The sequence below is a fragment of the uncultured Nitrosomonas sp. genome (assembly GCF_902826915.1).
In the GTDB taxonomy this organism is placed as follows: Bacteria; Pseudomonadota; Gammaproteobacteria; order Burkholderiales; family Nitrosomonadaceae; genus Nitrosomonas.
In genome coordinates this window covers 1-12,366 of the sequence record NZ_CADEGP010000077.1, presented here as the reverse complement: position 1 = coordinate 12,366, position 12,366 = coordinate 1, and the positions used below count along the sequence as shown (strand labels likewise).

Genomic DNA, 12,366 nt, shown 5'->3' with positions numbered 1-12,366 from the left:
ACGCGAGGGTGGTAGAACTGTTGGTGCCGGCGTTGTTGCTAAAATTATTGAGTGAATATTATTCGCGGGAAAGTTGGGATAATATAATTATTTTACATCGTTATAACTCCAGTAATGTTTCAGATAATAGGCCAGTAGCTCAATTGGCAGAGCGTCGGTCTCCAAAACCGAAGGTTGGGGGTTCGATGCCCTCCTGGCCTGCCATATAGATGGTTGAAGCGGAATTTTTAACTAGAGAATAAACATAGAAAAAATAATTCCAGTAAAAATGTTCAAACGAACATAGATATTTTGATGAGTGTTTTTGTAAGATATAAGGGATTCAAAACGTGAATAAATTAAAGCTTGTGCTTGCGGTTGTTTTTATTTTCGCAGGTATTGCTGGGTTCTTTTATTTAAATGAAAGCGCTATGGTCATTCGTGTTTTGTCCATATTGACGGGAATATTGTCGGCAGTCATTATTGCTAAATATACGACTCAAGGTCAAGATTTTTACGCCTTTTGTAAAGAATCCTCTGAAGAAACAAAAAAGGTCGTATGGCCAAGTCGTAAGGAATCTCTTCAGACATCTGGAGTAGTGTTTGCTTTTGTTGTTGTGATGGCTATATTTTTGTGGCTCATCGACGCTGCTTTGATGTCGCTTGTGAAGCTAATGATGAATCAGGATGCTTAATTTCTCTGAGGAAAGGATGAGTATGAAATGGTATGTGGTTCACGCTTATTCAGGATATGAGAAAAGTGTGCAGAGAGCATTAAGAGATCGTATTGATCGAGCGGGTATGCAAGATAAGTTTGGTCAGATATTGGTGCCAGTGGAAGAAGTGATCGAAATGAAAAGCGGGCAAAAGAATATTAGTGAACGAAAATTTTTTCCTGGGTACGTTTTGGTGGAAATGGAGATGTCTGATGATACTTGGCATTTGGTTAAGAATACAGACAAAGTAACAGGATTTGTTGGCGGTTCAGCGATGAAGCCAACACCAATAAGTCAAAAGGAAGTCGACAATATACTCCACCAAATCCAGGAGGGCGTAGAGAAACCAAAGCCGAAAATTTTATTTGAAATAGGGGGGGCTGTTCGTGTGAAGGATGGTCCGTTCACTGATTTTCATGGCAATGTAGAAGATGTTAATTACGACAAGAGTAAGCTCAGGGTATCGGTATCAATTTTTGGGCGGCCCACACCGGTAGAGTTGGATTTCAATCAAGTTGAGAAATCCTAAATAATATCTTTTTCTTGAAGTTTAGTAGCTGAAGAGAAGTTATGGCAGTATTGTGTTAATTGTTATAAATAGTTGGGGAGAGTGGCTTATTACTCGTTTGCACCCACCAGGAGAATGAAGTGGCAAAGAAAATAATCGGTTATATCAAGTTACAGGTGCCAGCGGGTAAGGCTAATCCAAGTCCACCAATCGGCCCTGCTCTAGGGCAGCGGCAGTTAAATATTATGGAGTTTTGTAAAGCGTTTAACGCGGCTACGCAGAAAATTGAACCGGGATTGCCCGTGCCAGTAGTAATCACTGCTTATGCTGATAAAAGCTTTACGTTTGTAATGAAGACAACGCCTGCGTCAGTATTAATAAAGAAAGCTGCAGGGGTGGGTAAAGGTAGTGCTAGGCCGCATATAGATAAGGTTGGGAAATTGAGTCGTAATCAGGCAGAAGAAATTGCAAAAACAAAAATGCCGGATTTAACCGCAGCAGACTTGGATGCCGCTGTGCGTACCATAGCAGGAAGCGCTCGCAGTATGGGTATAGAAGTAGAGGGTATATAAAATGGCACGTTCATCAAAGCGCTATATAGCCATAGCAGAGAAAGTCAATCGCAATAAAATATATCAAATCGATGAAGCGCTTGGATTAGTTAAGGAAACTGCCGCGGCCAAGTTTGATGAGTCTATTGATATTGCAGTAAATTTAGGGATAGATGCAAAAAAATCAGATCAAGCAGTACGTGGGTCGGTCGTTTTACCTGCAGGCACTGGAAAAACAGTTCGTGTTGCAGTATTTGCGCAGGGGGATAAAGCTAAAGAAGCGCAAGAAGCTGGTGCGGACATTGTGGGATTTGAAGATTTAGCAGCTGATATTAAGGCAGGAAATATTAATTTTGACGTCGCAATTGCAAGTCCAGATGCCATGCGCGTAGTTGGTCAATTAGGTCAGATTTTAGGGCCTCGCAGCTTGATGCCAAATCCGAAAGTAGGAACTGTGACTGCGGATATTGCGAGTGCTGTCAAGAATGCTAAAGCTGGACAAATACAATTTAGAGCTGATAAAACTGGCATTATTCATTGCACCATTGGACGAGCATCATTCGGAATAGATGCATTAAAACAAAATTTGAAGGCATTGATTGATGCACTTAATAAATCCAAACCAACTTCATCGAAGGGCGTTTACCTAAGGAAAGTATCTGTTTCTAGTACCATGGGCATTAGTGTCAGAATAGATCAGACAAGTATAATATAAGTAGTAAAATAGAACTTTGTGGGCCACTAAATACAGAAGTGTAGGGTTTGGTGGATTGTCAAAGACCGTTGGGGTGTGCAAATAACAGTCTGTAAGCGCTTTATTTGAAATGCTTAAAAGTTCATTTGTTGAATGAGAAGTCAAAGAAATTTGATATATATTTATCTCAATTTAATTGAATGCCCAGCGTAGATGGTGAGCCCAAAACAGGAGTCTTGTTTTCCTGGTTTAAGGTTGCCAGTTTGTAGTATTTGGAAGTGATTAGTTTAATTGCTCCAAGTGTTATTTTTACAGATGGAGAGTAAACCTTGAGTCTTAATCTTGAAGAGAAAAAAGCTATAGTAGCAGAAGTGAGCACTCAGGTAACTAATGCTCAAGCTATTATCATTGCAGAATATCGAGGGTTAGAAGTTGGTCAGCTGACTCAGCTAAGAGCGAAAACTCGTGAATCAGGAATTTATTTTCGTGTCATAAAAAATTCATTGGTTCGTCGTGCTGTTGCTGATACACCTTATGCGGAGTTAGCCAAGCATATGGTAGGGCCCCTTGCTTATGGTATAGGTGCTGATCCCGTGGCAGCTGCGAAAGTGTTGCATGAATTTTCCAAGAGTAATGAGAAATTCGTGATTAAAGTAGGTGCGATAGGTGAGCAGGTAATGTCGCGTGATGAAATTACTGCGTTAGCTTCATTGCCGAGTCGTGAAGAATTGTTATCTAAATTACTAGGAACAATGCAAGCGCCTATGGCCAAATTTGTTCAAACGCTTAATGAAGTGCCAGCTAGATTTGTACGTGGTTTAGCTATGGTGCGTGATAGCAAGTAGTTCATCAAACTTCTATTTTTATTAATAGCTTAATACAGAAAATTACCAGGAGATAATAATGGCCGTAACAAAAGACGAAATATTGGAATCAATTGCAAATATGACAGTTCTTGAATTGTCAAAGTTGATTAAAGAAATGGAAGAAAAATTCGGTGTATCTGCAGCAGCGGCAGCTGTTGCTGTGGCTGCTGCACCTAGTGGTGGTGCCGCAGCTGAGGCAGAACAAACTGAGTTTGCTGTGATACTGACATCTGCCGGCGAAAGTAAAGTGAATGTTATTAAAGTGGTAAGAACGGTGACCGGTTTAGGTTTGAAAGAGGCCAAAGATTTGGTTGACGGAGCGCCAAAACCTGTCAAGGAAGGTGCATCTAAAGATGAGGCAGCTTCAATTCAGAAACAGTTGGTAGAAGCTGGCGCTACTTGCGAAATTAAGTAGAAAGGTAATAAATTTTAGGGCTGGTGGGGAATCAAAGCTACCAGCCTTTGGTATTTTGACCATTTGATGTGTCATTTTTGGCATCCCGGCAATTGATAGTTGTTTGGCCTCAACTATTCAACCCTCGGTCTTCTTCTCTCGGAGAAAACTCATGAGCTATTCGTTCACAGAGAAAAAACGTATTCGAAAAAGTTTTGCCAAGCGCGCGAGTGTTTTGCCAATTCCTTTTCTACTTGCAACACAGATAGAGTCTTACGCGGCTTTTTTACAGGAAAGTATTGCGCCCAGTAAACGTCGAAACCAAGGATTGCAGGCCGCTTTTAATTCAATCTTTCCAATTGAGAGTCATACCAAAAATGCACGCCTAGATTTTATAAGCTATGAGCTTGGTTCGCCAGTATTTGATGTAAAAGAGTGTCAGCAACGAGGATTAACTTATGCATCGCCTTTGCGTGCAAGGGTAAGGCTGACGATTATGGATAAGGAAATATCCAAACCGACTGTTAAGGAAGTCAAAGAGCAAGAGGTTTACATGGGTGAAATTCCTTTGATGACGGAGACAGGATCTTTTGTTATTAATGGGACTGAACGTGTGATCGTTTCTCAATTACATCGTTCTCCTGGGGTATTTTTTGAACACGATCGTGGCAAAACTCATTCATCGGGAAAATTGCTATTTTCTGCGCGGATTATTCCCTATCGTGGATCATGGTTAGATTTTGAGTTTGATCCTAAAGATTGTCTATATTTTAGAATAGATCGTCGTCGTAAAATGCCAGTGACTACTTTATTGAAGGCAATTGGTTGTACCTCCGAGCAAATATTGAAAGAATTTTTTATTTTCGACTGTTTTCATTTTTCAGATAAAGGTATACGGTTTGAGCTCGTACCCGATCGCTTGCGTGGAGAAGTGGCGAGTTTCGATATTTTGGCCAAAGGCAAAAAAGTAATAGTTCAGAAAGATAAGCGGATTACAGCTAAGCATATTCGAGAAATGCAAGAGGCTAAGATTGATCAGCTAGAAGTTCCTGAAGATTTTTTATTGGGAAGAGTATTGGCACAGAATATAGTTGATCCGGAAACAGGTGAAATTATAGCGCTTGCTAATGATGAAATTAGTGAAGAAACAATAGCAAAGCTTCGCACAGCAAGTGTAAAGAAAATTAATACGTTGTATGTTAATGATCTTAATCATGGCGCATATATTTCTCAGACGTTAAAGATTGACGAAACAACCGACGAAATGAATGCGCAAGTTGCAATCTATCGCATGATGCGGCCTGGTGAGCCGCCGACAGAAGATGCGGTTAAGGCGTTATTTGCGGGCTTGTTCTATTCGCCAGAGCGCTATGATTTATCCGTAGTAGGTAGGATGAAATTTAATCGTAGAGTAGGAAGAACTGAGTTGACGGGATCCCCAACACTATCGAATGAAGATATTGTCGCGGTGATAAAAATTCTGGTAGAGCTGAGAAATGGGCGCGGAGAAATTGATGATATTGACCATCTTGGTAATCGGCGCGTACGTTCAGTTGGCGAATTGGCAGAAAATCAGTTTAGATCTGGGTTGGTACGTGTAGAGCGTGCGGTGAAAGAACGCTTGAGTCAGGCAGAATCAGAAAATCTGATGCCTCATGATTTGATTAATGCAAAACCTGTTTCTGCAGCAGCTCGAGAATTCTTTGGCTCCAGTCAGTTGTCACAATTTATGGATCAGACGAATCCATTGTCTGAAATAACACATAAGCGTCGTATTTCAGCATTGGGCCCCGGTGGGTTGACACGAGAGAGGGCTGGCTTTGAAGTGCGTGATGTGCATCCAACACACTATGGCAGGGTGTGTCCAATCGAGACACCCGAAGGGCCTAATATCGGTCTTATTAATTCATTGGCATTATACGCGCGAACTAATGAATATGGATTTATAGAAACACCCTATAGCAGAGTGAAAAATAGCCAGGTGATTAATGAAATTGATTACCTGTCGGCAATCGAGGAAGGTAATTTTATGATTGCTCAGGCTAATGCTGAGCTTGATGACCATCACCGATTTATTAGCGAAATTGTTTCTTGTCGTCACAAAAACGAATTTGCGCTGTCTTCACCGGATCGTATTGAATACGTGGATGTGGCGCCAGCACAAATTGTATCGGTAGCAGCGTCACTGATACCATTTCTAGAGCATGATGATGCAAATCGTGCATTAATGGGATCAAATATGCAGCGTCAAGCTGTTCCTTGTTTGCGTGCGGAGAAGCCACTCGTAGGTACGGGAATTGAGCGGGTTGTAGCGATACATTCTGGTACTACTGTTCGGGCCAAACGAGGTGGAGTCGTTGACTATGTGGATGCGGGTCGAATTGTGGTGCGTGTGCATGATATTGAGACACACATGGGAGAAGTGGGGGTTGATATCTATAACCTCATAAAATATACGCGCTCTAATCAGAATACAAATATTAATCAACGACCTTTAGTTAAAGTTGGTGATAGCATCAGTAAAGACGATGTTATTGCTGATGGTGCGTCCACTGATATGGGTGAACTTGCATTAGGACAGAATATGCTGGTGGCATTTATGCCATGGAATGGGTATAACTTTGAGGATTCTATCCTAATTTCAGAGCGGATCGTAGCTGAAGATCGTTTTACTTCCATACATATTGAAGAGTTATCGGTTGTGAGCCGGGATACCAAATTAGGTACGGAAGAGATAACTGCAGATATTCCAAATCTATCCGAGCATCAGTTAGGGCGTCTCGATGAATCAGGTATTGTTTACATTGGCGCAGAAGTTGAAGCAGGGGATGTTTTAGTTGGAAAAGTTACACCAAAAGGCGAAACGCAGTTAACTCCGGAAGAGAAATTATTACGAGCTATTTTTGGTGAGAAAGCATCAGATGTAAAAGATACCTCACTTCGAGTTCCATCAGGAATCTCGGGAACTGTGATTGACGTGCAAGTGTTCACTCGTGAAGGTATTGAGCGTGATATGAGAGCTCAAAATATTATTGACGATGAACTTGATCGCTACAAAAAAGATTTGGCGGACCAGATGCGTATTGTAGAAGAAGATGCATTTGCTCGTCTTGAGCGCTTGTTGATTGGTAAAATGGCTACAGGGGGGCCCAATAAGCTGGCAAAAGGGAAAGAGATTTCTGCTGAATATCTACAAAGCTTTGACCCTCACTACTGGTTTGATATTCGGTTGGCTGACGAGGATGCGAGCATACAATTAGAGCAAGTGCGTGAGAGTATGGCGCAAAAACGTAAAGCATTTGATGCCGCGTTTGAAGAAAAAAAGAAAAAGCTTACTCAGGGTGATGAATTAGCGCCTGGCGTGCAAAAGATGGTCAAGATCTATATCGCAGTTAAAAGGCGTTTGCAGCCTGGCGACAAAATGGCAGGACGGCATGGCAATAAAGGTGTTATTTCTAAGATTGTACCTTTGGAAGATATGCCTTATATGGCTGATGGAACGCCTGTTGATGTGGTATTAAATCCACTGGGAGTTCCTTCGCGAATGAATGTAGGACAAATTCTTGAGGTGCACTTAGGGTGGGCAGCGAAAGGTCTTGGTAAGAAAATTAATGAAATGCTGAAGAAGCAGCAGGATACAAGTGAAATCAAAGAGTTTCTCGATAAGATTTATAATGAGAGCGGTAAAAGAGAAGATATTTCCTCTCTGTCAGATAAAGAAATTTTATCGTTGGCTGGAAATTTAACAGCAGGCGTTCCTTTTGCCACCCCCGTGTTTGATGGTGCAACGGAGAAAGAAATAAAAGACATGCTGGAGCTTGCTGAATTACCAAGGTCGGGTCAAATCACATTATACGATGGTCGAACAGGAGAGGCATTTGATCGACTAGTTACTGTTGGTTATATGCATGTTCTGAAGCTTCATCACTTGGTGGATGACAAGATGCATGCGCGTTCAACAGGCCCTTATAGTTTAGTAACACAGCAGCCATTAGGTGGTAAAGCACAGTTTGGTGGGCAGCGTTTTGGTGAGATGGAGGTCTGGGCGTTGGAAGCGTATGGTGCCGCATATACCTTGCAGGAAATGCTGACTGTCAAATCGGATGATGTCACAGGGCGCACTAAAGTTTATGAAAGTATTGTTAAGGGTGATCATAAGATTGATGCTGGAATGCCGGAGTCATTTAATGTATTGGTAAAAGAAATACGTTCGCTGGGTATGGATATCGATTTGGAACAAAATTAATTGTTTCAAAGATTGGATGATTAGTTTGAATCTATCCTCTCATTACGCATATTACATAAATTTCATCAAAATTTTATTGCCCCCTGATTTACAGGAGTGACAAATGAAAGCACTGCTAGATCTATTTAAACAAGTTACTCACAAAGAAGAATTTGATGCCATCAAAATTGGCCTTGCTTCTCCAGAGAAAATTCGTTCTTGGTCTTATGGCGAAGTAAAAAAACCTGAGACGATTAATTATCGTACCTTCAAACCGGAACGAGATGGTCTGTTTTGTGCCAAGATCTTCGGTCCAGTCAAAGATTATGAGTGTCTATGCGGGAAATATAAACGCCTAAAGCATCGTGGTGTTATATGCGAAAAATGCGGCGTTGAAGTTACTTTATCAAAAGTACGCCGTGAGCGTATGGGTCATATTGAACTGGCTTCGCCTGTTTCACATATCTGGTTCTTGAAATCTCTGCCATCTCGTTTGGGTATGGTGCTGGATATGACTTTGCGTGACATTGAACGCATACTATATTTTGAAGCTTATGTAGTCACTGATCCTGGCATGACACCATTGACACGTTGTCAGTTGTTGACTGAGGATGATTATTTAATAAAAACAGAAGAATATGGAGATGATTTTAGTGCCAGTATGGGTGCAGAAGGTATTCGTGATTTACTAAGCAATCTGGACATTAGAGCTGAGATTGAGAATCTGCGACGTGAGATGGATAGTACGGGTTCAGAAACGAAGATTAAGAAAATTTCTAAGCGACTTAAGTTGCTGGAAGCATTCAATAAATCAGGTATCAAGCCACAATGGATGGTTTTGACCGTGTTGCCAGTCTTGCCACCAGACCTTCGTCCTCTGGTGCCATTAGATGGAGGCCGTTTTGCAACTTCGGATTTGAATGATTTATATCGCAGAGTTATCAATCGTAATAATCGATTAAAACGATTGCTAGAATTAAAAGCACCAGAAATTATTGTTCGTAATGAAAAGCGTATGCTACAAGAAGCAGTTGATTCATTGTTGGATAATGGTCGTCGAGGAAAGGCAATGACAGGTGCAAATAAGAGAGCACTTAAGTCGTTGGCAGATATGATCAAAGGTAAAGGTGGACGCTTCCGACAGAACTTGCTAGGTAAGCGGGTGGATTATTCTGGTCGTTCAGTTATTGTTGTGGGGCCTCAACTTAAGCTCCATCAGTGTGGATTACCCAAGAAAATGGCACTTGAGCTATTCAAGCCTTTTATTTTCAATAAACTGGAGTTAATGGGGATTGCAAGCACCATAAAGGCTGCCAAGCGCGAAGTTGAGAATGAAACTGCAGTGGTGTGGGATATCTTGGAAGATGTTATTCGTGAGCATCCAGTTATGTTGAATCGTGCACCGACTCTACATCGATTAGGTATTCAAGCATTCGAGCCAGTTTTGATCGAAGGTAAAGCAATTCAATTGCATCCATTAGTTTGTGCGGCATTTAATGCTGATTTTGACGGTGACCAAATGGCCGTTCATGTGCCGCTCTCATTAGAAGCGCAAATGGAGTGCCGAACATTAATGATGTCAACCAATAATGTTTTATCTCCAGCTAATGGAGAGCCCATTATTGTACCATCGCAAGATATCGTATTAGGACTTTATTATACTACCAGGGAGAAAGTGGGGGCTCGTGGTGAAGGTATGTTGTTTCAGGATGTCAGCGAGGTCTCGCGTGCTTATGAAAGTAGGAATGTAGAATTAAATGCAAGAATTATAGTTAGAATCAAGGAATATGACATCAACGCAGAAGGTGAACGGTATGAAAAAATTACTCGTTATGAAACAACAGTAGGAAGAACATTACTGTTTGAGATTTTTCCTCCCGTGTTGCCGTTCTCATTGCTTAATAAGACACTAAAAAAGAAGGAGATATCAAAACTTATTAATGCGAGTTTTAGACGTTGTGGGTTGCGTGAGACAGTCATTTTTGCTGATAAACTTATGTACGCAGGATTTACTTATGCTACACGCGCTGGTATCTCTATTTGCGCAGACGACATGTTGATACCAACTCAAAAAAGCGACATTATTGCTGAAGCAGAACAAGAAGTAAAAGAAATTGAGGGGCAATATACATCGGGTTTGGTGACACAGGGTGAGCGTTATAACAAGGTCGTGGATATCTGGGGTAGAGCAGGGGATCAAGTTGCAAAAGCTATGATGAATCAGCTTGGTGTAGAGCCGGTACTTGAGAGGTCTAGCGGAAAGATTCAGCTCGATGAAACAGGCAAACAGTTGATGCAAGAGTCGTTTAATTCAATTTATATGATGGCAGATTCAGGTGCTCGAGGTTCAGCGGCACAAATACGTCAGTTATCGGGTATGCGTGGATTGATGGCGAAACCAGATGGTTCGATTATTGAAACACCGATTACTGCTAATTTCCGCGAAGGTTTAAATGTTTTGCAGTATTTTATTTCAACACATGGTGCTAGGAAGGGACTAGCAGACACAGCATTAAAAACTGCTAATTCAGGTTATTTGACTCGACGGTTAGTTGATGTTACTCAAGATCTTGTGGTCACTGAAGAAGATTGTAATACGGGTAGCGGCGTAGTTGTGAAGGCTCTGGTGGAAGGTGGTGAAATTATTGAAGCATTACGCGAGCGAATCCTGGGTAGAGTTGTAGTCAACGATGTAATTAACCCAGAAAGTCAGGAAGTGCTTTTTGCATCGGGAGTATTGTTGGATGAAGATGCCGTCGATTTGATTGAGTCTTTGGGTATTGATGAAGTAAAAGTTCGTACCCCACTTACCTGTGAGACTCGATATGGTTTATGTGCAAAGTGCTATGGGCGGGATTTGGGACGAGGGACGCCGGTTAATGTGGGAGAGGCGGTAGGAGTTATTGCTGCTCAATCAATTGGTGAGCCAGGCACACAATTAACAATGCGCACGTTTCATATTGGTGGTGCAGCATCCAGAACTGCTGTGGTAAGTCAGGTCGAGAGTAAGTCAAGTGGCACAGTACATTATTCTCCCACGATGAGATATGTGACTAATGCTCAGAATGAATTGATAGCTATTTCACGAAGCGGTGAAATTATTATTCAGGATGAAAATGGCCGTGAACGTGAAAGACATAAAGCTTCTTATGGTGCAACATTGTTGGTGCGGGATGGTGAAATGGTTAAAGCGGGTCAGGTATTAACGACCTGGGATCCGCATACTCGCCCTATAATAACTGAATATACCGGGAAGGTGCGATTTGAGAATGTTGAAGAAGGTGTGACAGTAGCGAAGCAAATTGATGAGGTTACCGGATTGTCAACCTTGGTAGTCATTGATCCGAAACGCCGAGGAGTTATACAGTCAAAAGGTTTGCGTCCACTAGTGAAGTTCTTAGATGATGATGGGAATGAAATAAAGATGCTGGGTAGTAATCAGTCTGTGAGCATAACATTCCAGATCGGTTGTATTATCACAGTGCGGGATGGGCAGCAGGTGAGTGTCGGCGAAGTATTGGCAAGAATTCCGCAAGAAACTTCTAAAACGCGTGATATTACAGGAGGTTTGCCGCGAGTGGCTGAGCTATTTGAAGCAAGAGCGCCGAAAGATGCGGGCATGTTGGCCGAGGTTACGGGAATTGTTTCTTTTGGTAAGGATACCAAAGGCAAGCAAAGATTAATTATCACCGATCTTGAAGAAATTGTGCATGAATATTTAATTCCGAAAGATAAACACGTAATGGCGCATGATGGGCAAGTGGTGAACAAGGGGGAAATTATTGTTGATGGACCAGCAGACCCCAGAGATATCTTGCGTTTGCAAGGTGTTGAGGCATTAGCACGATATATTACCGATGAAGTTCAAGATGTATATCGATTGCAGGGCGTTAGGATAAATGACAAACATATTGAAGTTATTGTGCGCCAAATGCTAAGGCGAGTGCAAATTACCAGTGCTGGAGATTCAATATTTATTCCAGGAGAGCAAGTAGAGCGCGCCGATTTACTTGCTGAGAACGAGCGATTAATTGCCGAAAAGAAAATGCCTGCTACCTATGAGTTTATGCTGTTAGGTATTACAAAAGCATCATTATCGACGGATTCATTTATCTCTGCGGCATCATTCCAAGAAACAACCCGAGTATTGACTGAAGCAGCAATTATGGGCAAGAAAGATGATTTGCGCGGATTAAAAGAGAATGTTATTGTTGGCAGATTGGTTCCTGCAGGTACGGGATTATCCTTTCATAGTAAGAGGAAAAAACAAGGAAAAATACCTGAAATAAGTGTTGAATCGAGTGTTCCAATCGATAATGCTGTCTAGTATAGAAAGGCCGACGATTGTGGCGTTCGTGTACATTAACCGTGCAAACAGCTTGACAGTACAGGGTTGACTAAGTAGTCTAAGGCAAGATAGCTATCTGTGAAAG

The 12,366-nt window shown here is 41.6% G+C and carries 8 protein-coding genes and 1 tRNA gene; all 9 read left to right on the top strand.

Annotated elements, in window-relative coordinates:
• Positions 1 to 128 precede the first annotated feature (128 nt).
• The 9 genes from QZV86_RS11850 (at position 129) to rpoC (ending at position 12,260) form a co-directional block, all read left to right on the top strand.
• Positions 129 to 204, top strand: a tRNA-Trp gene (locus QZV86_RS11850).
• A gap of 125 nt (positions 205 to 329) precedes the next feature.
• Positions 330 to 674 (top strand): preprotein translocase subunit SecE, encoded by a 345-nt coding sequence (gene secE / locus QZV86_RS11845; protein ID WP_295628375.1) that lies wholly within the window; start codon positions 330 to 332, stop codon positions 672 to 674.
• A gap of 16 nt (positions 675 to 690) precedes the next feature.
• Positions 691 to 1,224 (top strand): transcription termination/antitermination protein NusG, encoded by a 534-nt coding sequence (nusG, locus tag QZV86_RS11840; protein WP_295628373.1) that lies wholly within the window; start codon positions 691 to 693, stop codon positions 1,222 to 1,224.
• A 119-nt stretch (positions 1,225 to 1,343) separates the two neighbouring features.
• Positions 1,344 to 1,775 carry a 50S ribosomal protein L11 gene (gene rplK / locus QZV86_RS11835; RefSeq protein ID WP_295628370.1) on the top strand — a complete coding sequence of 144 codons (432 nt, stop codon included), beginning with the start codon at positions 1,344 to 1,346 and terminating at the stop codon, positions 1,773 to 1,775.
• Position 1,776: 1 nt separating this feature from the next.
• The gene (gene rplA, locus QZV86_RS11830) at positions 1,777 to 2,469 is read left to right on the top strand and encodes a 50S ribosomal protein L1 (protein WP_295628367.1); all 693 of its coding nucleotides are present in this window, start codon (positions 1,777 to 1,779) and stop codon (positions 2,467 to 2,469) included.
• A gap of 308 nt (positions 2,470 to 2,777) precedes the next feature.
• Positions 2,778 to 3,293 (top strand): 50S ribosomal protein L10, encoded by a 516-nt coding sequence (gene rplJ / locus QZV86_RS11825; RefSeq protein ID WP_295628364.1) that lies wholly within the window; start codon positions 2,778 to 2,780, stop codon positions 3,291 to 3,293.
• Between the two features lie 58 nt (positions 3,294 to 3,351).
• Positions 3,352 to 3,729 carry a 50S ribosomal protein L7/L12 gene (gene rplL / locus QZV86_RS11820; protein ID WP_295628361.1) on the top strand — a complete coding sequence of 126 codons (378 nt, stop codon included), beginning with the start codon at positions 3,352 to 3,354 and terminating at the stop codon, positions 3,727 to 3,729.
• Between the two features lie 151 nt (positions 3,730 to 3,880).
• Positions 3,881 to 7,954: a DNA-directed RNA polymerase subunit beta gene (gene rpoB, locus QZV86_RS11815; protein WP_295628358.1), complete on the top strand. Its 4,074-nt coding sequence runs from the start codon at positions 3,881 to 3,883 to the stop codon at positions 7,952 to 7,954.
• Between the two features lie 103 nt (positions 7,955 to 8,057).
• Complete coding sequence (gene rpoC, locus QZV86_RS11810) at positions 8,058 to 12,260, top strand: DNA-directed RNA polymerase subunit beta' (RefSeq protein ID WP_295628352.1); 4,203 nt, start codon at positions 8,058 to 8,060, stop codon at positions 12,258 to 12,260.
• Positions 12,261 to 12,366 lie beyond the last annotated feature (106 nt).

Bases quoted from the DNA above. Each gene is read 5' to 3' on its own strand.
- nusG (WP_295628373.1), top strand. From the start codon at position 691: ATGAGTATGAAATGGTATGTGGTTCACGCTTATTCAGGATATGAGAAA.
- rplA (WP_295628367.1), top strand. From the start codon at position 1,777: ATGGCACGTTCATCAAAGCGCTATATAGCCATAGCAGAGAAAGTCAAT.
- rplL (WP_295628361.1), top strand. From the start codon at position 3,352: ATGGCCGTAACAAAAGACGAAATATTGGAATCAATTGCAAATATGACA.
- rpoB (WP_295628358.1), top strand. From the start codon at position 3,881: ATGAGCTATTCGTTCACAGAGAAAAAACGTATTCGAAAAAGTTTTGCC.
- rpoC (WP_295628352.1), top strand. From the start codon at position 8,058: ATGAAAGCACTGCTAGATCTATTTAAACAAGTTACTCACAAAGAAGAA.